A 25,225-nucleotide genomic window follows, 5' to 3' on the forward strand; every position below is an offset into this window, starting at 1 on the left:
GAACGGCGGTATCGGCTTTCGAACGGCCGTACTTTAGTGCGGGCTTGTCCCGATTTGTCGACGGGAACGTAACAGGGGTTAGCGGGCCCCCGCCGTGCGGGAATCTCCGCGGCATGAACCACAACGCGCCCCTCCCCCTCACCCACCTCACCGGCAGCCGCCCCCGCGTGCTCACCCTCGCGCAGCTCCGCGAGCACGGCGTCAGCGCCGCCGACGCCGCCGGCCGGGCCTGGCAGCAGATCCTCCCGGGGGTGTTCCTGCTCCACCCCGGCGCCCCGACCAGCGAGGAACGGCTGCACGCCGCCCTGCTGTACGCCGGGCGCCGCACCGCCGACGAGGCCATGATCACCGGGCTCGCAGCCCTCGCCCTGTACCGGTTCAGCGCGGCCCCGGCGCTCACGGCGCTCCCGCACATCGACGTGCTCGTCTCGAACACCCGCCGGCTCCGGTCCACCGGCGGCGTCCGGATCATCCGCGCGCACACCCCGCCCCGGCCGATGCAGGTGACCGGCCTGCCGGTCGCCCCGGTGGCCCGCGCCGTCGCCGACGCCGTCGCCCGGCTCTCCGACGCCGGCACCGTACGCCGCCTGCTGAGCGAGGCCGTCCGGGCGGGGCACTGCGAACCGGCGGCCGTGGTGCGGGAGCTGACGGTGGCCCGGCTGCTGAACCGGCCGCACGTGGTCGACGCCGTCGAGTCCCTGCTCGCCGAGGGCCGGGCCATCGCGGAGGACCGGCTGTACCAGCTCGTACGCGGCTACGAACTCGCGGAGCCGGTCTGGAACGTGGACCTGCGGCTGCCCGGCGGCCCCCACCTCGGCGGGGTCGACGCATACTGGCCCGATCACGCCGTCGCCGTCGAGATCGACACCCGGGCACCCCGCCAGGGCGAGGACGAGCAGTGGTCGGAGACCGTCCGGAAGCGGGACGCCCTGGAGCGGCTCGGGGTGACCGTCATCCACATCACCCCGCGCAAGCTGCGCGACTGGCCCGAGCAGCAGGCCGCGGTCGTCCGGACCGCGCTGACGGCGTCCGGCGACCGCGAGCCCGCCGCCTACCTCGTCGTACTGCCCCGGTGAACGGGAGCGCGGCCGGGGGCCGGCCCGGCCGCGAGCCGGAGCCGCGAGCCGGAGCCGTGGCCGGCGCCCGGCGAAGGCCTCCCCCAATTTCATAACGCGCGCACGCGCGTGCGCTGAACGGACGGAAGTTGTCACACCTGCGGTGCGTCCGGGCGCGGGTTCCAGCCTGACACTCCGCCAGAAAGTCGACAAGTCAACTCACTGACCCCCGCAAGTCGCCCCCCTATGCCCCGTTGCATCCCCGCTGGCGCATCCTCCACGGTGGCGAGAGTCCGCCATGTCAGGTCTCGGTCAATGACATGTCTCCCCAAACAGTGGTCACTTGCGCAAGGCTGACCGGTCATCCGGCACCGAAATCCGGACCGTATCTTTCTCTTAGCCAGGGATGCTGATGACCCTCGAATCCCCCAGCTCCATATCCGGGGCAATACCGGCCTCCAGGCGCGTCGCCCGCGTCGCGGCGGCCGCAGGCCTGGTGGCCGCGCTCTGCGCGTCCGGGGCGATGCCCGTCTTCGCCGCGACGGGAGCCACTGACCCCGGCGCCCCGACGGCGGTCAAGTCCGCGGACCAGAAGCTCGGCTCGTCCGACGCGGAACTGCTCCGGGACGCCAAGGCCAAGGGCGACGCGACCGTCACCGTCATGGTGGCCACCGCGCCCGGTCAGACCAAGCAGGTCGCCGACCAGCTGGGCGCCGTACAGGGCGCTTCGGTGGGCCAGACGAACGACAAGCTCGGCTACGTGCGCGCCACGATCCCCACCGGCAAGGCCGAGGCCGCGCTGAGGGAAGCCGGCAAGCTGTCCTCGGTCCACGCCATGGACCTCAAGCACGAGATCCAGCTGTCGGACCCGCGGCCTGACTCGGGCAAGGACGCCGGCGCGAGCAAGAAGACCGCGGCCGAGACCTACCCGGGGCCGGGCAAGGACACCCCGGCGAAGAACCCGTACAACCCGTCCTTCGAGACGGGCGCGGTCGACTTCGTCGCCAAGAACCCGCAGGCCGACGGCCGCGGCGTGACCATCGGCATCCTGGACTCCGGCGTCGACCTCGCGCACCCCGCGCTGCAGAAGACCACCACCGGCGAGCGCAAGATCGTCGACTGGGTCACCGCGACCGACCCGATCACGGACAACGACGCCACCTGGCGCGCCCAGATCACCCCGGTCACGGCCACGGGCGGGACCTTCACCGCGGGCGGCCAGAGCTGGAAGGCCCCGGAGGGCTCGTACCAGTGGAGCCGCTTCAGCGAGTCGATCACCGCGACCGGTGACGAGAAGGGCGACGTCAACCGGGACGGGGACACCACCGACCGGTTCGGCATGCTCTACGACGCCGCCGCCGGCACCGTCCGCGTCGACACCGACCAGGACGGCGACTTCACGAACAACGAGCCGATGAAGCCGTACAAGGACGGCTACCAGATCGGCTACTTCGGCACGGACAACCCGGCGACCGACGTCGCCGAGCGGATCCCGTTCGTGATCCAGATCCGCAAGGACGTCCCGATGGACCCGCTGGGTGGTGACTGGGTCGGCAAGAAGGCCGACTTCGTCAACATCGGCATCATCGAGTCCGAGCACGGCACGCACGTCGCGGGCATCACCGCCGCCAACAGCCTCTTCGGCGGCAAGATGAACGGCGAGGCGCCCGGCGCCAAGATCGTCTCCTCGCGCGCCTGCTCGTGGTCCGGCGGCTGCACCAACGTCGCGCTGACCGAGGGCATGATCGACCTGGTCGCCAACCGTGGCGTGGACATCGTCAACATGTCCATCGGCGGTCTCCCTGCGCTCAACGACGGCAACAACGCCCGCGCCGAGCTCTACAAGAACCTGATCGACACCTACGGCGTCCAGCTGGTCATCTCGGCCGGCAACGAGGGCCCGGGCGTCAACACGATCGGCGACCCCGGTCTCGCGGACAAGGTCATCTCCGTGGGCGCCGCGGTCTCCAAGGAGACCTGGGCCGCCAACTACGGCTCCGGCGTGACCAAGAAGTACAACATGTTCCCCTTCTCCTCGCGCGGTCCGCGTGAGGACGGCGGCATGACTCCGACCCTCACCGCCCCCGGTGCGGCCATCAACACCACGCAGACCTGGCTGCCCGGCTCCCCGGTGAAGGAGGCCGGCTACACCCTGCCGGCCGGTTACTCCATGCTCCAGGGCACCTCGATGTCCTCGCCGCAGGCGACGGGCGCCAGCGCCCTGCTGCTGTCGGCCGCCAAGCAGCAGCACCTGGCGGTGACCCCGGCGAGCCTGCGCGTGGCGCTCACCAGCACCGCGAAGAGGATCGACGACGTCCCGGCGCACGCCCAGGGCGCGGGTCTGATCAACATCGTCGGCGCGTGGGAGTCCCTCCAGCGCGGCGCGAAGGCCAACGAGTTCACCGTCAAGGCGCCGGTCGACACCGCGATCGACCAGTTCCTCAAGACCCCGGGCTTCGGCACCGGCCTCTACGACCGCGAGGGCGGCCTGAAGGTCGGCCAGAAGAAGGTCTACGACGTCGTCGTCACCCGCACCACGGGCGTCAAGTACGGCACCCGGCACAACCTGAGCTGGCGCAACAACGACGGGACCTTCAAGGTCGTCGGCGGCTACGACTACGTCACCCTGCCGCTGAACAAGCCCGTCACCATCAAGGTCGAGGCCAACGTCAAGTCGGCCGGCGTGCACAGCGGCATCCTGCAGCTGGACGACGAGACCACCGAGGGCATCGACAAGCAGATCATGACCACGGTCGTCGCCTCGGCCCCGCTGGCGAAGCCGTCGTTCGCGCTGTCGGACACCTCCTCGGTCCAGCGCAACAGCCACAAGTCGTACTTCGTGACGGTCCCGCAGGGCGCCAAGACCCTTGAGGTCGCCCTCGGCGGCCTCGCGGCCGGCAGCCAGACGCGTTTCATCTCGATCCACCCGTACGGCACGGGCGTCGAGGACAGCGCGACGACCCAGTGCTACCCGAACTACGACAACCCGGCGAACCAGTGCCGCCCCGACCTGCGCTCCTACGCCGACCCGACCCCGGGCGTCTGGGAGATCGAGGTCGAGGCGCGCCGTACGTCGCCGCTGCTCGACAACCCGTTCAAGCTGGACGTCTCGGTCCTCGGCGCCACCTTCGACCCCGCGGTCAAGGTGCTCTCCGAGGTCAAGCAGGGTGCCCCGGCGCCCGTCCAGTGGAGCATCAAGAACGACGCCGCGGCCATCGCTGGCGGCAAGCTCAAGGGCGGCCCGCTCGGCTCCGCGAAGGTCGCCAAGCCGACCATCGCCGCCGGTGAGACCCAGACCAGCGAGGTCACGGTCGGCGAGGGCGTCTCGCGCCTCGACGTCGCGATCGGCAAGGTCTCCGACGCCGCCGCCGACCTCGACCTCGAGGTCTACAAGGACGGTGTCAAGGTCGGCTCCTCCGCCGACGGCGACTCCGAGGAGGCCGTGAGCCTGCTCAACCCGGCCGCCGGCACCTACAGCATCAAGGTGATCGGCTACGCCGTCCCGTCCGGCAGCACCACGTACGACTACCGCGACGTGTACTTCTCGGCCGCCCTGGGCTCCGTCCAGGTCGACGAGGCCGCCGCGGTGAGCCTCGCCAACGGCGCGAGCGCGCAGGTCTCGGCGAACGTCCTGGTCAGCAGCCCGGCCCCCGAGGGCCGGCAGTTCTTCGGCCAGGTCCAGCTGCTGAACGGCCGCGGTACCGCCGCGGGCACCGGCAGCGTGCAGATCGAGAAGGTCCTGCCGTAGTACGCAGCACACCGGAGGGGCGGCGCTCGGTCGAGCGCCGCCCCTTCGGGCGTTCCGCAAGCCGGCACACCTCCGCTGACCAGGCAAAACACAGGCCGGGGCGGGCGGCCCGCAGCCTTGTGACCGACTCGTCAGGGTGTTCGCGCGCAGCAGATCGTCCGCGCCTCGGACAATGGATTGGACAAGGCTCGTAGGACCGAACGCATGATGGCCTTACGCGCGCCCGCGTCGAACGCACACATGAGGGAGTCACCGTGAGGGTCGGAATCGTCGGAGCCACCGGACAGGTCGGCGGAGTCATGCGCGGCATCCTCGCCGAGCGGAAGTTCCCGGTGGACGAGCTGCGGCTGTTCGCCTCGGCCCGTTCGGCCGGTTCGACCCTGGAGTGGGAGGGCCGCGAGATCACCATCGAGGACGCCTCCACCGCCGACTACTCCGGCCTCGACATCGTGCTCTTCTCCGCCGGTGGCGCCACCTCCAAGGCCCTCGCGGAGAAGGTCGCCTCGCAGGGCGCCGTCGTGATCGACAACTCCTCGGCCTGGCGTCGTGACCCGGAGGTCCCGCTGGTCGTCTCCGAGGTGAACCCGCACGCGATCAAGAACCGCCCCAAGGGCATCATCGCCAACCCGAACTGCACCACCATGGCCGCGATGCCGGTCCTGCGCCCGCTGCACGACGAGGCCGGCCTGACCGCGATGGTCGCCACCACCTACCAGGCCGTGTCGGGCTCGGGCCTGGCCGGTGTCGCCGAGCTCGACGGCCAGGTCAAGGCTGTGGCCGGCGAGGCGACCGCGCTCGTCCACGACGGCGAGGCCGTCGAGTTCCCCGAGCCGGGCGTCTACAAGCGGCCCATCGCCTTCAACGTGCTGCCCCTGGCGGGTTCGATCGTGGACGACGGCTCCTTCGAGACCGACGAGGAGCAGAAGCTCCGCAACGAGTCCCGCAAGATCCTCGAGATCCCGGAGCTCAAGGTCTCCGGCACCTGTGTGCGCGTGCCGGTCTTCTCGGGCCACTCCCTCCAGGTCAACGTCCGCTTCGAGCGTCCGCTGAGCGTGGAGCGCGCCTACGAGCTGCTGGCGGACGCCCCCGGCGTCGAGCTCTCCGAGATCCCGACCCCGCTCCAGGCGGCGGGCAAGGACGCCTCGTACGTGGGCCGCATCCGCGCCGACGAGACGGCGGAGAACGGCCTCGCGCTGTTCCTCTCCAACGACAACCTGCGCAAGGGCGCGGCCCTGAACGCGGTCCAGATCGCGGAGCTGATCGCCGAGGAGCTCAAGCAGGGCTGATCGCCTGCCGGTCCCACCCGTGCCCGCCGAAGGGGCGGCGCCGCGAGCCGGCGCCGCCCCTTCGGCGTGCCGGGAGACGGGCCGGCCCGCCCCTGTCCGCCCGTGAATCGTCCGGGCGTGGGTGACGCGGGGCGCGTGGAAGGATGGGGCGGCAACGTCACCATCAAAGGAGATGACCGCGTGCCTGGCACGAATCTCACCCGTGAAGAGGCTCAGCAGCGGGCGAAGCTGCTCACCGTCGACTCGTACGAGATCGAACTCGATCTCGGCGGTGCGCAGGAGGGCGGCACCTACCGGTCCGTGACCACCGTGCGCTTCCGGTCGGCCGAGGAGGGCGCCGCGACCTTCATCGACCTGGTCGCGCCGGCCGTGCACGAGGTCGTACTGAACGGCAAGGCCCTCGACGTGGCCGCCGTCTTCCGGGACTCCCGGATCGCGCTGGAGCACCTGGCGGCGGGGGACAACGAGCTCCGCGTCGTCGCGGACTGCGCCTACACCAACACCGGCGAGGGCCTGCACCGCTTCGTCGACCCGGTCGACGAGCAGGCGTACCTGTACACGCAGTTCGAGGTGCCGGACGCGCGGCGGGTCTTCGCCAGCTTCGAGCAGCCCGACTTGAAGGCCACTTTCCGGTTCACCGTGACGGCGCCCGAGGGCTGGACGGTCATCTCGAACTCCCCGCGGGAGGTCCCCGAAGGCGCGACGCCCGGGGACGCCGAGGACAACGTCTGGCGCTTCGAGCCGACCCCGCGGATCTCGACGTACATCACCGCGCTGATCGCCGGCCCGTACCACGCGGTGCACAGCTCCTACGAGGGCAAGGACGGGCAGTCCGTGCCGCTCGGCATCTACTGCCGGCCCTCGCTCGCGGGATTCCTCGACGCGGAGGCGATCTTCGAGGTGACGCGGCAGGGCTTCGACTGGTTCCAGGAGAAGTTCGCGTACGACTACCCCTTCGCCAAGTACGACCAGCTCTTCGTGCCCGAGTTCAACGCGGGTGCGATGGAGAACGCGGGCGCCGTCACCATCCGCGACCAGTACGTCTTCCGCTCGAAGGTGACGGACGCGGCGTACGAGGTGCGCGCGGAGACGATCCTGCACGAGCTGGCGCACATGTGGTTCGGCGACCTGGTCACCATGGAGTGGTGGAACGACCTGTGGCTGAACGAGTCGTTCGCCACCTACACCTCGATCGCCTGCCAGGCCTACGCCGAGGGCTCGAAGTGGCCGCACGCGTGGACCACCTTCGCCAACTCGATGAAGACCTGGGCGTACCGGCAGGACCAGCTGCCGTCCACGCACCCGATCATGGCGGACATCCGTGACCTGGACGACGTCCTCGTCAACTTCGACGGGATCACCTACGCCAAGGGCGCCTCGGTGCTCAAGCAGCTCGTCGCCTACGTCGGCATGGACGCCTTCTTCAAGGGCGTGCAGGCGTACTTCAAGGCGCACGCCTTCGGCAACACGCGCCTGTCCGACCTGTTGGGCGCGCTGGAGGAGACCTCGGGCCGCGACCTGACCGCCTGGTCGAAGGCGTGGCTGGAGACCGCCGGCATCAACGTCCTGCGCCCGGAGATCGAGACGGACGCGCAGGGCGTCATCACCGCCTTCGCCGTCCGCCAGGAGGCCCCGGCCCTGCCCGCGGGTGCCAAGGGCGAGCCCGTGCTGCGCCCGCACCGGATCGCGATCGGCCTGTACGAGCTGCGCGACGGCGCGCTGACGCGCACGGACCGGATCGAGCTGGACATCGACGGCGGCCTGACGCAGGTGCCGGAGCTGGTGGGCCGCGCCCGTCCGGCCGTGGTGCTGCTGAACGACGACGACCTCTCGTACGCGAAGGTCCGGCTCGACGAGGTGTCCCTCTCCAACGTCACCGCGCACCTGGGCGACTTCACCGAGTCGCTGCCGCGGGCGCTGTGCTGGGCCTCGGCGTGGGACATGACCCGTGACGGTGAGCTGGCGACCCGCGATTACCTCTCCCTCGTCCTGTCGGGCATCGGCAAGGAGTCGGACATCGGCGTCGTGCAGTCGCTGCACCGCCAGGTGAAGCTGGCCGTCGACCTGTACGCCGACCCGGCGTGGCGCGAGCAGGGCCTCGCCACCTGGACGGAGGCGACGCTGGAGCACCTGCGGGCGGCGGCTCCGGGCAGCGACCACCAGCTGGCGTGGGCCCGGGCCTTCGCGGCGACGGCCCGGACCGAGGGGCAGCTGACGTACCTGTCGGCGCTGCTGGACGGCTCGGCGCAGATCGAGGGTCTGGCGGTCGACACCGAGCTGCGCTGGGCGTTCCTGGAGCGCCTGGTGGCGACGGGCGTGGCCGGCGAGGCGGCGATCGAGGCCGAGCTGGAGCGGGACGCCACCGCGGCGGGCCAGCGCCACGCGGCCACCGCCCGGGCGGCGCGCCCGACGGCGCAGGCCAAGGCGCAGGCGTGGGCTTCGGTCGTGGAGTCGGGCGACCTGCCGAACGCGGTGCAGGAGGCGGTGATCGGCGGCTTCGTCCAGACCGACCAGCGCGAGCTGCTGGCGCCGTACACGCAGAAGTACTTCGCGGCGGTCAAGGAGGTCTGGGACACCCGGAGCCACGAGATCGCGCAGCAGATCGCGGTGGGGCTGTACCCGTCGCTCCAGGTCTCGCACGCGACGCTGGACGCGACGGACGCGTGGCTGGCCTCGGCCGAGCCGAACGCGGGCCTGCGCCGTCTGGTGTCGGAGGCGCGCGCGGGCGTCGAGCGTGCCCTCAAGGCCCAGGCGGCGGACGCGGCCGCCGCGGCCTGAGCCCGTGTGCCCCGGCCCGCTGCGGCGGCCGGGGCACACGCGTGTCCGGTCACAGCACTAGGGCGTGTTTCGAAAGTAGCGCCGGCCGCCCGAAGGGCGGGCCCCGCGGCGTCCGGTGCGTGCGATCGCAAGGCGGAGGGTCGCCCTCGTACCGGGCCGTACGCGGGCGATCCCGACAACGCGGCGAGCGTGCGTGCCGGGCGTCGCGGGGCAGGCGGGACTTTCGAAACGCGCCCTAGGGAGCGGTGCGCTGCGCCGCCGCGTCCCGTAGCGCCTCCAGGACGGTGGCCAGGGCCGGGGCCGACTCGGCTCCGCTGCGGGTGGCCGCGATGACGTGCCGGGCGGGGCGGTCGTGGGCCAGCACCCGTACGGCGGTGCCCGAGGCGCGTTCGGTCACCATGCGGGGTACGAGGGCCACCCCCATGCCCGCTTCGACCATGGCCAGGATCGCGCTCCAGCCGGACGCCGAGTGCGCCTGCTCCGGCACGAACCCGGCCGCCTCGCAGGCGGATCGGGTGATCTCCGACCAGGGGCCGCTGCCGCCGAAGATCCACCGGTCCCCCGACAGGTCGGCCAGCCGCAGGAGCGGTGCGGCGGCGAGGGGGTGGCCGGGCGGGAGCGCCACATCGAGCGGGTCCTCCAGCAGCGTGACCCGGGTGAAGCGGGGGTCGCGGGCGGTCGGTGCGTGGGCCGCGAGGGACAGGGCGAGGTCGACGGCCCCGGCGGAGAGCAGCTCGTAGGACTCGGCGGCCTCGGTCTCCCGCACCCGCACCTCCACCCCGGGCGCGGTCCGGCGCAGGGCCGCGACGGCCGGCACCACCAGGGCGGGCACGGCGGTGGAGAAGGCTCCGATCCGTACCTCGCCCGCCTCCCCGGACAGGTACCCGGCCAGTTCGGCGTCGGCCCGTTCCAGCTGGGCGAAGACGGCCTCGGCGTGCCGCAGGACCAGGTGGGCGGCGTCCGTGAGCCGTACCCGCCGCCCCTGGGCCTCCAGCAGCGGCACCCCCAGCTGCCGGCCCAGGTTGGTCAGCTGCTGCGAAACGGCCGAGGGGGTCATGTGGAGCGCCCCGGCCGTCGCGGTCACGGTTCCCCGGTCGGCCAGCGTCCGCAGGATCCGCAGCTTCTTGATGTCCCACTCGGTCATGGGCCCGAACCTACCGGCGGGCACTCCCCAGCCCCACGCCCACGAGGATCAGCGTCATGCACAGCAGCTGCGCCGGGCCGGTCCGCTCGCCCAGCAGCAGCAGCCCGAGGCCGGCGACGCAGACCGGCTGGAGGTAGTAGACGACGCCGGCGCGGGCGGCGCCGATGAGCGAGATGGCCTTGTTCCAGGCGAAGAAGGCGACGGCGGAGGACATCACGCCGACGTACAGCAGCATGCCGCCGGTGCCGGGGGTGAGGCGGAAGCCGCCCTGGACGGTGACGGACACCGCGTAGGCGGGCGCCAGCATCAGGGCGCCGAGCACGAAGGTGGTGAGGAGGAAGGCCAGGCCGCCCAGTTCGGCGGGCTTGCGCTTGAGCAGTGCGCTGTAGGTGGCGAAGGAGAGCGCGGCGGCGAACATCCACAGGTCCCCGGCGGCGAAGTCGAAGCCGAGCGAGCCGTCTCCGACCAGGAGCAGTACCCCGAAGGCGGCGAGCAGCATCCCGAGGACGCGGCGGGCGCCGAGCCGTTCGCCGCCGAGGCGGGCGTAGAGGGCCATGATGACCGGCGAGGCCGCCATGATCATGCCCATGTTGGAGGCGGAGGTGGTCAGGCCCGCCTGGTGCACGAGGGTGTTGTAGAGGGTGACGCCGAAGAGGGTGGCGAGCGCGATGTAGCGCAGGTGGCGCCGGATCAGGGTCCGCTGCCGCCAGGCCTGGCGGGCGGCGAACGGGGTGACCGCGAGGGCGGCTATGACCCAGCGCCAGAAGACGGCTTGGACGGGCGGTACCGTCTCGGCCATTCCCCGGGTGGCGACGAAGCTGCCGGACCAGACGACCGTCGCGACCAGGGCCAGGAGCACGCCGAGTCCGGCTGCTCCCTTCCTCCCCTTGCCGGTGGACTGCTGTGCTGCCTGTGTGACGGTGCGGGTGCGGTCCAGGACGGCCACTGGGTGTCTCCCCCTCGGGACTCGGTCGACGGTTCGTGGGACTACGGTCGCACCGGCCCAGCTGTCAGGTCCATCGAAATGTTCCGATCGGTCTTTTCAGCAGAAGTGAACGGTTCGGGGGTGCGGGCGGCCTGCGCGGCGGTCCGGGCGGCGAACAGCTGGCCCGCGACGGTGGCCCCGAAGGCTATCGCCATGCCGACGAGCTGGACCGGGGAGAGCGCCTGGCCGAGGACCGCCCAGCCGATGACGGCCGCGGTGAGCGGGGAGAGCGGGCCGAGCAGGGTGACGGAGGTGGCGGAGAGCTTGCCGATGCCACGGAACCAGAGCCAGTACGCGGTACCGGTGTTGATGAGCATCATGTAGCCGTAGCCGAGGAAGGCCTTGCCGTCGAGCGCGGGCGGGGCCCCTTCGACGAGGGCCGCGATCGGGATGATGATCAGCCCGCCGGCGGTGAGCTGCCAGCCGGTCATGGCCAGCGGTCCGACCCCGTCCGGGCGGCCCCAGCGCTTGGTCATCACGGTGCCCGCGGCCATGGAGGCGGAGGAGACCACACCGGCGATGATGCCGACCAGGTCGAGCTTCGCGGCGGCGGTCAGGACCACCATGCTCACGCCGAGCGCGCCGGTGACGGCGGCGAGTACGGTGCGCAGGCTCGCCCGCTCGCCCAGGACGAGGGTGGCGAGTCCCACGACGAAGAGCGGGCCGGCGCTGCCGAGGACGGCCGCGACGCCGCCGGGCAGCCGGTAGGCGGCGAGGAAGAGGAGCGGGAAGAAGGCCCCGATGTTGAGCGCCCCGAGGACGGCGGACTTCCACCACCACTGGCCCTTGGGGAGGCGGCGGGACAGGAGGGTCAGCAGCAGTCCGGCGGGCAGCGCCCGCATGACCCCGGTGAACAGCGGCCGGTCGGGTGGCAGCAGTTCGGTGGCGACGGCGTAAGTGGAGCCCCAGGAGATGGGGGCCAGAGCGGTCAGGGCGACGGTGGCGAGGCGGTTCACGGCTACTCCTCGGGGTGGGGACGGCTTCGAGGTCGGCGACGCCCTCGTTAGGTTGCTTGTAAGTAGCTTAGCGCTAAGCTACTTTTCGTCAAGCGACTTTGGGGATCGAAGAAGGGAAGGCCGGATACTGTGCTCATGACCGAGGCCAACAAGGACGCCGTCGACGCGATCACCGACCAGTGGCACGCGGTGCGACCGGACCTGGACACCGTCCCGATGGCCGTGTTCGGCCGTATCAACCGGATCGCCCGGGCCGTCAGCGACGAGATGGAACGGACCTACAACCGCTACGGGGTCTCCCTCGGCGAGTTCGACGTGGTCGCCACCCTGCGCCGGTCCGGGGCTCCGTACACGCTCTCGCCGCGACAGCTTTCGGCCACGCTGATGCTCACCAGCGGCGGTATGACGGGGCGGCTCGACAAACTGGAGAAGGCCGGGCTGCTGTGCCGCAACCCCGACCCGAACGACCGGCGCGGGCTCCAGGTGACGATCACCGAGCGCGGGCTCAAGCTCATCGACGAGGCCGTCGCCGCGGGCCTGGAAGTGCAGCGCGCCGCGCTGTCGGGGCTGGCCGGCGAAGAGGTCGAGGCGCTCAGCGGGCTGCTGCGCAAGCTGATGGCGGGCGTGGGCTGAGCCCGCTGCCCCGCGCCCCGTTCACCGCGGAGCCGGTCGGAGCGAAGCCGGCCCCAGCGGAGCCGGTCGGAGCGAAGCCGGCCCCAGCGGAGCCGGTCCGAGCGGAGCCGCACCCAGGGGAGCCGGTCCGAGCGGAGCCGCACCCAGGGGAGCCGGTCCGAGCGGAGCCGCACCCAGGGGAGCCGGTCCGAGGGGAGCCGCACCCAGGGGAGCCGGTCCGAGGGGCCGCTCGGAGGCGGCCGCTCCCGGACAGCCGGTCCGGGCGCCGTTCGCCGGCGCCGGGCACGACGGAGCGCCGGGGGCCCCGCGACCGCCGGCCACATGCCGGGGTGCGGACCCCCGGCGCCCCGGAAGTCTTGTGGGACCGCCCGTGTGAGGGCGGCCGGATCAGTCGGTCGGACGCTGCTTGCGCGACTTGTCGCCGACCATCACCAGACCCGCGATGACCAGGAACAGCACGATCGGCGTGACCACGTACAGACCGAGCGTCTCACCGATGCTCAGGCCCGGGCCCGGGTCATCGCCGTCGTCGCGGATCACCGCGAGGGCGGGAGACGTCATCAGCAGCATCATCAGCGTCGTTCCGGCCGTGACGGCGCCGGCGCGCAGAGCGTTCTTCTTGTCCACGGTGCAAACGTAGCGAACACCTAAAGGGGCCGCGCGCCCGGGGGTGCCGTACGGGTGCGCGCGCCCTCGCGCACGGCGCTCAGCAGGGCGTTCGCGCGGGGTGAGGCCGTCAGCGCCTCCAGCGTCACCGGCCGGCCCGCCTCGTCGGCGACCGGCAGGCGCCAGTTGGGGTACTGGTCCCAGGTGCCCGGCAGGTTCTGGGGCCGCCGGTCCCCCACCGCGTCGGGCAGCCACACGCCGACCAGGTGGGCGGGCGTGCGCAGCAGGAAGGCGTACAAGCCCCGTACGGCGGCCTCCTCGCCCTTGGCCTCCAGGCCCAGCCGGTCCAGCACGGCCAGCCACTCGGCGGTGTCGGCGGCGTCCTCGGCCCGCTCGGCGTCCACGGGCCGGGTCAGCAGGCCGAGCCGGTCGCGCAGTTCGACGTGGCTGCCGGCCAGCTTCGCGGCGGTGGGCGGCAGGTCGTGGGTGGTGACGGTGGCCAGGCAGTCCGCGCGCCAGTCGGCCGGCTCCAGCGGCTGCCCGTCGCCCTGCCAGTCCCGCTCGAACCACAGCACCGACGTGCCGAGCACGCCGCGCCGGGCGAGCGCGCGGCGCACCCCGTGCTCGACCGTGCCGAGGTCCTCGCCGATGACCAGGGCGCCGGCCCGGTGGGCCTCCAGCACCAGCACGGCCAGCATCGCCTCCCCGTCGTAGGAGACGTACGTGCCTTCGGCGGGCGGGGTGCCCTCGGGGATCCACCAGAGCCGGAACAGTCCCATCACGTGGTCGATGCGCAGCGCGCCCGCGTACCGGAACACCCCTCGCAGCAGGGCCCGGAAGGGGGCGTAGCCGCTCGCGGCGAGCGCGTCGGGACGCCAGGGCGGCAGCCCCCAGTCCTGGCCGCGCGCGTTGAAGGCGTCCGGCGGGGCGCCGACGGTGGCCGCCGCGGCGTGCATGTCCGGGGCGGCCCAGACGTCCGCGCCTTCCGGGTGCACCCCGACGGCCAGGTCGTGGACCAGGCCGACCGTCATGCCCGCGTCACGGGCGGCGCGCTGGGCGGCGGTGAGCTGAGCGTCGGTCAGCCAGGCCAGCCAGCAGTGGAACTCGGCGTCCCGGGCGGTCTCCGGCGCGTCCTCGGCGCCTTCGGGCCACTGGGCCCGGTCGGTGCCGTACCGCTCGGCCAGCGCGAACCAGGTGGCGTGCCGGGCCAGTGCGGAGCCGCCCGCCTCCCGGAACGTGCGGAACCCGGCATCCCGGGCGGGCTCGCGCGGAGCCGCGTACAGCAGTCGCAGGGCGGCGCGTTTCAGTTCCCACACCGCGTCCCGGTCGATGAGGGCGCCCTTGTCCAGCACCGCGCGCCGCAGCTCCCCCGCTCGGGCGGCGAGCCGGGCCAGCGCCTCGCGGTCGGGGCAGGCGGCGTACTCGGGGACGTCCTCGATGCGCAGGTAGACCGGGTCCGGGAAGCGGCGCGAGGAGGGCCGGTAGGGGGAGGGGTCGGTGGGGCTGCCGGGCACGGCCGCGTGCAGCGGGTTGACCTGGAGGAAACCGGCGCCGTGCGTACGGCCCGCCCAGTCGGCCAGGGCGGCGAGGTCCCCGAGGTCCCCCATCCCCCAGGAGCGTTCCGAGAGCAGGGAGTACAGCTGGACGAGAAGGCCGTGGGTGCGTCCGGGCGCGGCCGGGGCCCGGTCCGGGGCCAGGATCAGGGTGGCGGTGGCGGTGCGGCCGTCGGGGGTCCGGGCCGTCAGGCGGTGTACGCCCAGCGGCAGTCCGGGCCCCCAGGGAAGTTCGCCGCCTTGCTCCAGGGCGACACGGACCGCGGTGCCGGGCGGTAGTGCGGCCAGCTCGTCGGGGCCGGCTCCCGCCCAGCCGACGAGGACGGGCGGCAGCAGCCGGTCCGCCGCGGCCTGCTCCGCCGCCCCCAACTCGGCCCGCACGGCCTGCGGGTCCCCGGCGGCCACCCCCAGCCGGCCGAGCACGGCGACGACGGTGGCCTGCGGGACGCGCAGCGTGACGTCCTCGGCGGGCTGGTAGGCGGTGGCGACTCCGTGCAGGGCCGCGAGCCGGTCGAGGTCGTCCATGTGAGTCCCTGTCTGATCGCTGGGTGGTGGTCAGTCGCCCGCGCGGGTGGGTACGGAGGGCTCGCTCGTCAGCGCGGCCTCGTAGGTGAGCGGGGGTTCGCTGGTCAGCGGGGCGTACGCGGTGCAGGCGAGCGGGGGTTCGCTGGTGAGGGGGGTGCAGGACACCTCGGCCGGGCCGCTCTGGGCGCGGAGGTGGCGGAGGGGGGCGCGGGTGGCCGAGGGGTGGACGGCGGGTTTGCGGACCGGTCGGGCTTTCATGGAAGCACTCCTTCGCGCGGGTTCGTGGGACCGATGTAACACGCCCGGCGAACACCGCAGCACTACCCCGTCGGGCGCCCGGCATTCCTGGCGTATCCGTCCAAGATCACCCGCGGGCGTTGACACCCCCGCCGCCCGGATGGTGGGCTCGGCGGATTCGTACGGGCGGGGACGACTCGGGACGGGGAGGCTCCGTGCAGCTCAGGGGCAGGAGGCGGGCCACCGCGGCCGCGGTCGCGGTGATCGGGACGCTGCTCGGCGGCTCGACGGTGACCGGCCCGCCGGGCGCCTTCGCCGCGCCGGCGCGGCCCGCCGCGCCCGGTACCGAGGCGGGTCCGGGACAGCCCGTGCCCGGACCGGTCCTGGACCCCCGCTCCGATGCTCCGCGAGCCGCCGTCGAGGGGCCGGCCGTGTGGCCGCGGCCGCAGACGATGACCGCCGACCCGGCGCGCGAGGTGCCGTTGGGGGCGCAGGCCGTGCTGGTCGCGCCGGCGGACGCGGACCCGTACGCCGTCGCGGTGGTGCGGGCCGCCCTGCGCGAAGCGGGTGTCACCACCGTGCACGAGCGGGCGCCGGGTGCGGAGCTCCCGGAAGCCGGCCCGGTCGTACGGGTCCAGGGGCCCGACGCCCTGGCCGCGCTGCGGGCGCTGGGGGCGTCCGACGCCGGTGACCTGCCGGCCGGGGGCTACCGGCTCGCGGTGGGCCGGGCCGACGGCCGGGACACCGTGGCGCTGGCCGGCGTGGGAGACGACGGGCTGTTCCACGCGGCGCAGACCCTGCGGCAACTCCTGGCTCCGGGCACCGCGAAGGTACCCGGAGTGCTGGTGCGGGACTGGCCGACGGCGCCGGTGCGCGGGATCACGGAAGGCTTCTACGGGCAGCCGTGGACGCAGGAACAGCGCCTGGCACAACTGGACTTCATGGGCCGCACCAAACAGAACCGGCTGCTGCTGGCGCCCGGCGACGACCCGTACCGCACCACGGCCTGGCGCCAGGACTACCCGGCCGAGCGGCGCGAGGAGTTCCGGGCCCTCGCCGAGCGGGCCCGCGCCAACCGGGTGGTCCTCGGCTGGGCGGTGGCGCCCTGGCACGGGATGTGCCTGTCCTCGGCGGCCGACCGGGCGGCGCTCGCCCGCAAGGTCGACGCGATGTGGGACCTCGGATTCACGGCGTTCCAGCTCCAGTTCCCCGACGTCAGTTACACGGAGTGGGGCTGCGACGCCGACCGCGACCGGTACGGGAAGGGCCCGGCGGCGGCCGCGAAGGCCCACGCGGAGGTCGCGGACGACCTGGCCGCGCACCTCGCCGTCCGCTACCCGGGGGCCCCGCCGCTGTCGTTGCTGCCGACCGAGTACCACCAGAAGGGCGCCACCACCTACCGGACCGCGCTGGCCGGGGCGCTCGACGGGCGGGTCGAGGTCGCGTGGACGGGCGTGGGCGTGGTGCCGCGCACCATCACCGGCAAGGAACTGGCGGCGGCCCGCTCGGCCTTGGGGCACCCACTGGTCACCATGGACAACTACCCGGTGAACGACTGGGATCCGGGGCGGATCTTCCTCGGCCCCTACGCAGGACGCGACCCGGCGGTGGCGGCCGGCTCGGCGGGACTGCTGCTGAACGCGATGCCGCAGGCCGCCGTGTCCCGCATTCCCCTCTTCACGGCGGCCGACTACGCGTGGAACCCGCGCGGGTACCGGGCCGGCGACTCCTGGGCGGCGGCCGTGCGCGAGCTGGCGGGCCCCGACGCGCGGGCCCGGGAGGCACTGGCCGCCCTCGCGGGGAACACGGCGTCGTCGGGTTTGAAGCAGGAGGAGTCGGCGTACCTGAGACCGCTGGTCGAGGAGTTCTGGCGGGCCCGCGCCGCGGGGGACCCGGCGGCCGGTGAGCGGCTGCGCGCGGCCTTCACGGTGCTGCGGGAGGCCCCGGCGCGGCTGCCGGGGCTGTCGGCGGAGGCCGGCCCGTGGCTGGAGCGGCTCTCGCGCTACGCAGACGCCGGGCAACTGGCGGTGGACGTGCTCGCGGCCCAGGCGCGCGGCGACGGCGCGGCCGCCTGGCAGGCGTCGCGGGAGCTGGCACGGGCCCGGCGCGGTCTGGCGGAACCGGGGGGCGCCCGTGTGGACACCGCCGTGCTGGAGCCGTTCCTGGCGAAGGCCGCGGCGGAGTCCGACAGCTGGACGGGCGCGTCCCGGCCGGCCGGGACGGTGTCGCGGGAGCCCGGTGCGTGGACGGTCCGGCTGGAGGCGGTCCGGCCCGTGTCGGCGGTGACCGTCATGACGGAGCCGCTGCCCGAGGGGGCCCGGGGCTCGGTCGAGGCACACGTGCCGGGCGAGGGCTGGCGCAAACTGGCCGACGCCGCCGCCTCCGGCTGGACCCAGGCCGACGCGGCGGGCGTACGGGCCGACGCGGTCCGGCTGTCCTGGCAGGGCGCGGCCCCGGCGGTCCGGCAGGTCGTGCCGTGGTTCGCGGACGGCCCCGAGGCCCGCTTCGAACTCGCCGACGGGGCGCGCACGGACGCGGAGATCGGCGGCGCCCCGCGGCAGGTGTCGGCGCAGCTGTCCGCGCTGCGCCCCGGCGAGGTGCGGGGGCCGCTGTCGGCCGCGCCGCCGCCCGGGGTGCAGGTGCGCATCCCGGCCGAGGCGAAGGCTCCCCGGGGCACCCAGGTCGCCATACCGGTCGAGGTGAGCGTCGCGGCGGGAACCCCGGCCGGGGAGTACCCGGTCCCGGTCACCTTCGCCGGGCAAACGCGGGTGCTCACGGTGCGGGCGGTCCCGCGCACGGGCGGCCCGGACCTGCTGCGGGGGGCGCGGGCCACCTCGTCGGGGAACGAGACCCCGGCCTTCCCCGCCTCGGCGGCGGTCGACGGCTCGGACACCACGCGGTGGTCGTCCCCGGCAGTGGACGGCGCGTGGTGGCAGGCCGAACTGGCGGTCCCGGCGCGGGTGGGCCTGCTGACCCTGCACTGGCAGGACGCCTACCCCTCGGCGTACCGGGTGGAGACCTCCGCGGACGGCACGTCGTGGCGCCGGGCGGCGTCCGTGACCTCCCGGGGCGGCGTGGACGCGGTCCGGCTGGACGCGCCGGACACCCGCTTCGTCCGCGTGACCTGCGAGAGCCGCGCCACCCGCTTCGGGTGCAGCCTCTGGTCGGCGACGGCCAACGCCGTCACACCCTGAACGGTCCTATGACGCCGCCACCCCGATCCGGTCCAGCGCCGCCTCGGCCCCGTAGGGCTCCAGGTAGGGCATCCAGCGGGGATCACGGTGACCCGTTCCGATGATGCGCCAGGCCAGGCCCGACGGCGGGGCCGGCTGGTGGCGCAGCCGCCAGCCGAGCTCCAGCAGGTGCCGGTCGGCCTTGACGTGGTTGCAGCGGCGGCACGCGGCGACCACGTTGTCCCAGACGTGCTGGCCGCCCCGGCTGCGCGGGACGACGTGGTCGACGCTCGTCGCGACGGCCCCGCAGTACATGCAGCGGCCGCCGTCGCGGGCGAAGAGCGCGCGGCGGGTGAGTGGAACGGGCCCCCGGTAGGGGACCCGCACGAAGCGCTTGAGCCTGACCACGCTGGGCGCGGGGACGGCTCTCGTCGCGCTGTGCAGGAAGGCGCCGGATTCCTCCAGGGAGACCGCTTTGTTCTCCAGGACGAGGACGAGCGCGCGACGGAGCGGTACGACGCCGAGGGGCTCGTACGACGCGTTGAGGACCAGGACGTGCGGCACGGACTGCCTCCTTGTACGCCGGCGGCGCGTGGCTCGCGCCGGGACGATCTGCTCTCCAGTCTCCCCTTACGGCTGGTGGAAGCGCCACCACGCGCCCGTAACGGGTCGGAGGTGTTTTGCGACACACCCGCTTCATCCCCACGTGAGTCCGGTCTCTCCCCCGAACAGGGCTGCGGGGTCGGGGCGGCCGCCCCGTTAGTGTGGATGGGCCGCCCGCTTTTCCCCCGCGGTCGGCCCGCTATGCCTGGAGGTTCCCCGCCGTGCCCTCGCCCGCCACCCTGCTACCGCTGGCAGACGACATCCCGACGACGACGGGTGCCGCCACCGAGAGCGTGACGAACGCCGCGGACTTCATCCAGAAGAACTGGGCCGATTGGCTGGCCATGGGCCTGCGGATCCTGCTGATCCTGGTCATCGCCTTCGCCATGCGTTCGGTCATCCGCAAGTCGCTGACCAAGCTGATCAGCCGGATGAACCGGGGCGCGGAGGCCGTCGAGGGAACGGCCTTGGGCGGGCTGCTCGTCAACGCGGAGCGGCGACGCCAGCGCTCGGAGGCGATCGGTTCGGTACTGCGCTCGGTGGCCTCGTTCCTGATCCTCGGCACGGCCGTGCTGATGGTGCTCTCCCAGCTCCGGATAGACCTCGCGCCACTGCTGGCGAGCGCCGGTGTGGCCGGTGTGGCGATCGGTTTCGGTGCCCGCAACCTGGTGACGGACTTCCTGTCCGGCGTGTTCATGATCCTGGAGGACCAGTACGGCGTCGGCGACAAGATCGACGCCGGGGTGGCCTCGGGCGAGGTCGTCGAGGTCGGACTGCGCGTGACGAAGCTGCGCGGGGACAACGGCGAGATCTGGTACGTGCGCAACGGGGAGATCAAGCGCATCGGCAACCTCAGCCAGGGCTGGGCCACGGCCGGCGTGGCCGTCCAGGTCAAGCCGACCGAGAGCCTCTCCCAGCTGCGCGAGGTGGTCCAGCAGGTCGCGGACGGCATGGCGAAGGAGTCGCCGTGGGACGAGCGGCTGTGGGGCCCGGTGGAGGTGCTGGGCCTCGACGAGGTGCTGCTGGCCTCGATGACGGTGAAGGTGTCGGCGAAGACGATGCCCGGCCAGCAGCTCGCCGTGGAGCGCGAGCTGCGCTGGCGGATCAAGGAGGCCTTCGACGCCGCGGGCATCGGCATCATCGGCGGTCTGCCGGCCGCCGACGACGCCGAGGAGGCCGCGGACCCGGCGGCCGCCGTCGCCCCGCCGTCGGCCCTCGCCAACCCGGCCTCGGCGCAGTCCCTGGCCACCAGCCCGATTCCGCCGCCGGCCGCACCGGGGACTCCCCGCATCACGAAGTAGCCGCGCAGCACCGCTGCCCCACCGCTGCCCCGCAGGTCACAACCTGCGGGGCAGCGCCATTGACACGGCTCGGACGGCAATAGGAAACTTACCTAACAGTTCGCCTCGGTGAGGGAGAACCCACCCCCATGCCCGCCGCCACTCCCGGAACGCCCAGCCTGCTGCGCGCCATGAACGACCGCGCCGCGCTGGAGCTCCTGCTGACGCACGGACCGCTGTCCCGGACCCGGATCGGGCACCTGACCGGCCTGTCCAAGCCCACCGCCTCCCAGCTGCTGGCCCGGCTGGAGGCCGCCGGACTGGTCGTGGCCACCGGCACCGACGGAGGGCGGCCCGGGCCCAACGCCCAGCTCTACGCCCTCAACGCCCGCGCCGCCCACGTCGGCGGACTCGACGTCACCCCCGAACGCGTCGCGGCCGCCGTCTGCGACCTCACCGGCGAGGTCGTCGGCAGCTTCGAACTCCCCTACCGGGAGGGCAGCGACGCCGTCGAGCAGGTCACCGAGGCGCTCGGCGAGGCCGCCCGGGCCGCCGGTCTCCGGCGCACGGACGTGCACCGGCTGGTCATCGCCACACCGGGTGCCTTCGACCCGCAGACCGGCCAGCTGCGCTACGCCAGCCACCTGCCCGGCTGGCACTCCCCCACCCTCCTCGACGAGCTGGCGGCCGCGCTGCCGATGCCGGTCGAGTACGAGAACGACGTGAACCTCGCCGCGATCGCCGAACAGCGGCTCGGCGCGGCGCGCGGCCACGAGGACTTCGTCCTGCTGTGGAACGAGGAGGGGCTCGGCGCCGCGCTCGTGCTCGGCGGCCGGCTGCACCGCGGCTGGACCGGCGGCGCGGGCGAGGTCGGCTTCCTGCCCGTGTCCGGCCACCCCCTCGTCCGGCAGGTCACCCGCGCCAACACCGGCGGCTACCAGGAGCTGGCGGGCGTACAGGTACTGCCCCGCCTCGCGCGGGAACTCGGGATCGAGGCTCCGGAGGAAACCGGGACCCCGGACCGCCCGCAGGTCGCCGCCGGGGTCGCCCTGCTGGAGCGGGCCGCCGCCCGGCCGCAGGGCGCGCACCTGCGGTTCCTCCAGTCGTACGCCACCGTCCTCGCGACCGGGCTGGCCTCGCTGGTCGCCGTGCTCGACCCGGAGATCGTGGTGCTGTCGGGAGCCGCGATCGGCGCGGGCGGCGAGGCGCTGCGCGCGCTGCTGGAGGCCGAACTCGCCGAACTGGCGCCGTCCCGGCCCCGCCTCGTGCCCGGCGAGGTGCGCGAGCGGCCCGTCCTGCGCGGCGCGCTGGAGAGCGCCCTGATCACCACCCGCGAAGAGGTCTTCGACACTTCCCGCCGGCGCTGACGCCCCCACCCAGGCCCACGCCCCGCCCGACTCCACGCCCCGCCCGACTCCCACGTCCCACCCCGTCCACGGCACCCCCCACGGAAGTTCCTCACCCAGAGAGCGAGCCCCGCCATGCCCAGATCCGGACGCCCGACCACCGCCATCGCCGTCCTCGCGGCGATGACCGCCCTCGCCACCGCCTGCACGGGCCAGAGCGGCGCCTCCCCCGACGACGACCCGAAGGCGCAGGTCACGCTGAACTTCTGGCACGGCTGGTCCGCGCCCGGAGAGGTCAAGGCGATCGAGGAGAACATCGCCCGGTTCGAGCAGGCCCACCCGAACATCAAGGTCCAGGTCACCGCCGACATGACCGACGACAAGATCAACCAGGCGTTGCGCGCGGGCGGCGGCAAGGCGCCCGACGTCGTCTCCTCCTTCACCACCGACAGCGTCGGCAAGTTCTGCAACTCGGGCGCCTTCGCGGACCTGAACCCCTTCCTCCGGAAGTCCGGCGTCGACAAGACGCAGGTGTTCCCCAAGACGCTGCTGCAGTACACGCAGTACAACGGCAACCAGTGCACGCTGCCGCTGCTCAGCGACGCGTACGGCCTCGTCTACGACAAGAGCGCCTTCGCGGCGGCGGGGATCACCGAGCCGCCCAGGACGTGGAGCCAGTTCACCGAGGACGCGCAGAAGCTCACGGTGGCGCGCGGCGACACCTACGACCGGCTCGGCGTGATGCCCACCTTCCACGGCTACGAGACGAAACCGACCCGGCTGGCCGCCCAGTGGGGCGGCACCTACTTCGACGCCCGGGGCAAGTCGAACCTGGCCGGTGACCCGGCCTTCGCGAAGATGCTCGCCGCGCAGAAGGACCTCGTGGACAAGCTCGGCGGCTACGAGAAGCTGGAGAAGTACCGCGCGTCCTTCGGTGACGAGTGGAGCGCCGAACACCCCCTCCACACCGGCAAGGTCGCCATGCAGATCGACGGCGAGTGGCGGCCCGCGATGGCGAAGGAGGCCGGAGTGACGTTCGAGATCGGCACCGCGCCGCTGCCCGTGCCGGACGACCAGGCGGCCGACTACGGCAAGGGCTACGTCTCCGGCACGGTCATGGGCATCTCGGCGGCCGGCCGCAAGCAGAACGCCGCCTGGGAACTGGTGAAGTACATGACCACCGACACCGACGCGGTGGTGGCCTTCGCCAACGCCATCCACAACGTCCCCTCCACGCTGGAGGCGCTGGCCTCGCCGAAGCTCCAGGTCACCCCGGAGTTCAAGACGTTCATCGACATCGCCCGGCACCCGAAGTCCTCCTCCACCCCGGCCCAGGCGGACGGCGGCACCTACCAGCTGACCTTCGAGGACTTCGCGTACGGGGTCGAGAAGGGCGCCGTGGCGGACGTCCCCGCCGGCCTCGCCCGCACCGACGCGCAGATAGACACCGACATCGCGAAGGCCAAGTAGCCCCGATGGCCGCCCCGCACACCGCGCAGGCGAAGCGGCGCCGCTCCGCGCTGCGTACCGCTGCCTTCATGTCGCCCTGGCTGATCGGGTTCGCGCTCTTCTTCGCCTACCCGCTGCTGTCCACCGTGTACTTCTCCTTCACCAAGTACGACGGCTTCCGTCCGCCCGTCTTCAACGGCCTGCACAACTGGACGTACCTGTTCACCGACTATCCGCTGTTCTGGCCGGCGATGCGCAACACCCTGTGGCTGGTCGTGGTGATGGTCGGCTGCCGGGTCGTCTTCGGACTGGGCACCGGGCTGCTCATCACGAAGATCAAGACGGCGCCCGGGCTCTTCCGGACCCTGTTCTACCTGCCCTACCTCGCCCCGCCGGTGGCCGCGACGCTGGCGTTCGTCTTCCTCCTGAACCCCGGCACGGGGCCTGCCGGGGTGCTGCTGGAGGGCGTCGGGCTGCACTCGCCCGGCTGGTTCACCGACGCCGACTGGTCCAAGCCGGCGCTGACCGTGCTCGCGGTGTGGGGCGTCGGTGACCTGATGGTCATCTTCATGGCCGCGCTGCTCGACGTACCGAAGGAGCAGTACGAGGCCGCCGAGCTGGACGGGGCCGGCGCGTGGTCGCGGTTCCGCCACATCACCCTCCCGAACATCTCCCCGATCATCCTGTTCGCCGTGGTCACCGGGGTCATCCAGGCCATGCAGTACTACACGCAGCCCCTGGTCGCCGGGAAGGTGGCGGCCGGGGTGATCGGCGGCTCGGGCCAGCAGTTCGAGCCGGGCTACCCCGACAAGTCCACGCTGACCCTGCCGCAGGTCGTCTACAACCTGGGCTTCCAGCGCTTCGACTACGGCACCGCGTGTGCGGTCGCCCTCGTCCTCTTCGCCCTCTCCATGGCCTTCACCGCGCTGCTGATGCGCCGCCGTGGCGGACTGATCGGATCAGGTGACTGACATGGCCGTGACCACGACGGCGACGGACGCCGCCACCGCGCGGACCGCTCGCCCGGCGCCCCGGCACGGCCGCGGCCCGCTGGTGCACTGGGTGGCCGTGCACAGCCTGGGGGTGGCCGCCGCCCTGTTCTTCGTCCTCCCCTTCGTCTTCCTGTTCCTCACCTCCCTGATGGACGACCGGCAGGCCCTGACCCGCGACCTGTGGCCCCACACCTGGCAGTGGGGCAACTACGCCGAGGTGTGGCACACCCCCGGCTTCCTGACCTGGTGGCGCAACACGCTGCTGTACGCGGGAGTCGGCACACTGCTGACCGTGGTCTCCTCAGTGCCCGTCGCCTACGCGCTCGCCAAGTTCCGCTTCCGCGGGCGGCGGCTGTCCCTGCTGCTGGTGATCGCGATGATGATGCTGCCGCCACAGGTGGTGGTCATCCCGATGTACCTGTTCTGGGCCAAGCAGCTGGACCTGTCTGGCACGCTGTGGCCGCTGATCATCCCCATGGCGTTCGGCGACGCGTTCTCCATCTTCCTGCTGCGCCAGTTCCTGCTGACGATCCCCGACGAGTACCTGGACGCGGCCCGCGTCGACGGCTGCGGCGAACTGCGCACGCTGCTGCGCGTCGTCCTGCCGATGGCCAGGCCCGGGATCGCCGCCGTCGCGCTGTTCCAGTTCTTCTACGCCTGGAACGACTACTTCGGCCCGCAGATCTACGCCTCCGACAATCCCGCCGCCTGGACGCTCAGTTACGGACTGGAGTCCTTCAAGGGGGCGCACCACACCAACTGGAACCTGACCATGGCGGCGACGGTGCTGGTCATGGCGCCGGTGATCGTCCTCTTCTTCCTCGCCCAGAAGGCGTTCGTCGAGGGAGTCACCTTGACCGGAGTGAAAGGCTAGCG

At 72.8% G+C, this 25,225-nt stretch carries 18 protein-coding genes; 11 read left to right on the top strand and 7 right to left on the bottom strand.

The window, feature by feature from the left end:
- The first annotated feature begins 113 nt into the window (after positions 1–113).
- The 4 genes from IE207_RS03575 (at position 114) to pepN (ending at position 8,867) form a co-directional block, all read left to right on the top strand.
- Complete coding sequence (locus tag IE207_RS03575; protein ID WP_190182483.1) at positions 114–1,076, top strand: hypothetical protein; 963 nt, start codon at positions 114–116, stop codon at positions 1,074–1,076.
- Between the two features lie 391 nt (positions 1,077–1,467).
- The gene (locus tag IE207_RS03580; RefSeq protein ID WP_190182484.1) at positions 1,468–4,803 is read left to right on the top strand and encodes a S8 family serine peptidase; all 3,336 of its coding nucleotides are present in this window, start codon (positions 1,468–1,470) and stop codon (positions 4,801–4,803) included.
- A gap of 254 nt (positions 4,804–5,057) precedes the next feature.
- Positions 5,058–6,089, top strand: coding sequence for an aspartate-semialdehyde dehydrogenase (locus IE207_RS03585; RefSeq protein ID WP_190182485.1), 1,032 nt, complete (start codon positions 5,058–5,060; stop codon positions 6,087–6,089).
- A 180-nt stretch (positions 6,090–6,269) separates the two neighbouring features.
- Positions 6,270–8,867, top strand: a complete 2,598-nt coding sequence (pepN, locus tag IE207_RS03590; protein WP_190182486.1) for an aminopeptidase N — start codon at positions 6,270–6,272, stop codon at positions 8,865–8,867.
- A 235-nt stretch (positions 8,868–9,102) separates the two neighbouring features.
- Here pepN and IE207_RS03595 read toward each other — a convergent pair whose 3' ends face one another.
- Genes IE207_RS03595 through IE207_RS03605 form a run of 3 tightly spaced genes read right to left on the bottom strand, consistent with a single transcriptional unit; the run spans position 9,103 to position 11,952 of the window.
- Entirely contained in the window at positions 9,103–10,011 is a 909-nt protein-coding gene (locus IE207_RS03595; protein WP_190182487.1) for a LysR family transcriptional regulator, read from the bottom strand.
- 10 nt (positions 10,012–10,021) lie between these two features.
- A complete protein-coding gene (locus tag IE207_RS03600; RefSeq protein WP_190182488.1) occupies positions 10,022–10,957 on the bottom strand; it encodes a DMT family transporter in 936 nt (311 codons plus the stop codon).
- 41 nt (positions 10,958–10,998) lie between these two features.
- Positions 10,999–11,952, bottom strand: coding sequence for an EamA family transporter (locus IE207_RS03605; RefSeq protein ID WP_190182489.1), 954 nt, complete (start codon positions 11,950–11,952; stop codon positions 10,999–11,001).
- A 135-nt stretch (positions 11,953–12,087) separates the two neighbouring features.
- Between IE207_RS03605 and IE207_RS03610 the strand changes: the two genes are divergently transcribed.
- Positions 12,088–12,585 carry a MarR family winged helix-turn-helix transcriptional regulator gene (locus tag IE207_RS03610; RefSeq protein WP_190182490.1) on the top strand — a complete coding sequence of 166 codons (498 nt, stop codon included), beginning with the start codon at positions 12,088–12,090 and terminating at the stop codon, positions 12,583–12,585.
- A 387-nt stretch (positions 12,586–12,972) separates the two neighbouring features.
- Here the strand turns inward: IE207_RS03610 and IE207_RS03615 are convergent, their stop codons facing one another.
- From IE207_RS03615 to IE207_RS03625, 3 genes are read right to left on the bottom strand one after another with little or no spacing between them, the layout of a single operon-like run.
- On the bottom strand, positions 12,973–13,212 hold the full coding sequence (locus IE207_RS03615) for a hypothetical protein (RefSeq protein ID WP_190182491.1): 240 nt from the start codon (positions 13,210–13,212) through the stop codon (positions 12,973–12,975).
- 20 nt (positions 13,213–13,232) lie between these two features.
- A complete protein-coding gene (malQ, locus tag IE207_RS03620) occupies positions 13,233–15,269 on the bottom strand; it encodes a 4-alpha-glucanotransferase (protein ID WP_190182492.1) in 2,037 nt (678 codons plus the stop codon).
- 30 nt (positions 15,270–15,299) lie between these two features.
- On the bottom strand, positions 15,300–15,527 hold the full coding sequence (locus tag IE207_RS03625; RefSeq protein WP_190182811.1) for a hypothetical protein: 228 nt from the start codon (positions 15,525–15,527) through the stop codon (positions 15,300–15,302).
- A 194-nt stretch (positions 15,528–15,721) separates the two neighbouring features.
- On the opposite strand from IE207_RS03625, the gene IE207_RS03630 reads away from it, so the two are divergent.
- Positions 15,722–18,700 carry a beta-N-acetylglucosaminidase domain-containing protein gene (locus IE207_RS03630; protein WP_190182493.1) on the top strand — a complete coding sequence of 993 codons (2,979 nt, stop codon included), beginning with the start codon at positions 15,722–15,724 and terminating at the stop codon, positions 18,698–18,700.
- A 6-nt stretch (positions 18,701–18,706) separates the two neighbouring features.
- Here the strand turns inward: IE207_RS03630 and IE207_RS03635 are convergent, their stop codons facing one another.
- Complete coding sequence (locus IE207_RS03635; RefSeq protein ID WP_190182494.1) at positions 18,707–19,243, bottom strand: HNH endonuclease; 537 nt, start codon at positions 19,241–19,243, stop codon at positions 18,707–18,709.
- A gap of 260 nt (positions 19,244–19,503) precedes the next feature.
- On the opposite strand from IE207_RS03635, the gene IE207_RS03640 reads away from it, so the two are divergent.
- The 5 genes from IE207_RS03640 to IE207_RS03660 all read left to right on the top strand — a co-directional run bounded on the left by IE207_RS03640 (position 19,504) and on the right by IE207_RS03660 (position 25,223).
- On the top strand, positions 19,504–20,583 hold the full coding sequence (locus IE207_RS03640; protein ID WP_190182495.1) for a mechanosensitive ion channel family protein: 1,080 nt from the start codon (positions 19,504–19,506) through the stop codon (positions 20,581–20,583).
- 128 nt (positions 20,584–20,711) lie between these two features.
- Positions 20,712–21,929 carry an ROK family transcriptional regulator gene (locus tag IE207_RS03645; RefSeq protein WP_190182496.1) on the top strand — a complete coding sequence of 406 codons (1,218 nt, stop codon included), beginning with the start codon at positions 20,712–20,714 and terminating at the stop codon, positions 21,927–21,929.
- Positions 21,930–22,043: 114 nt separating this feature from the next.
- On the top strand, positions 22,044–23,378 hold the full coding sequence (locus IE207_RS03650) for an extracellular solute-binding protein (RefSeq protein ID WP_190182497.1): 1,335 nt from the start codon (positions 22,044–22,046) through the stop codon (positions 23,376–23,378).
- Between the two features lie 5 nt (positions 23,379–23,383).
- Positions 23,384–24,328, top strand: coding sequence for a carbohydrate ABC transporter permease (locus IE207_RS03655; RefSeq protein ID WP_190182498.1), 945 nt, complete (start codon positions 23,384–23,386; stop codon positions 24,326–24,328).
- Position 24,329: 1 nt separating this feature from the next.
- Positions 24,330–25,223, top strand: a complete 894-nt coding sequence (locus tag IE207_RS03660) for a carbohydrate ABC transporter permease (RefSeq protein ID WP_229873282.1) — start codon at positions 24,330–24,332, stop codon at positions 25,221–25,223.
- Positions 25,224–25,225 lie beyond the last annotated feature (2 nt).

The organism is Streptomyces cirratus (assembly GCF_014650775.1).
Taxonomy (GTDB): domain Bacteria; phylum Actinomycetota; class Actinomycetes; order Streptomycetales; family Streptomycetaceae; genus Streptomyces; species Streptomyces cirratus.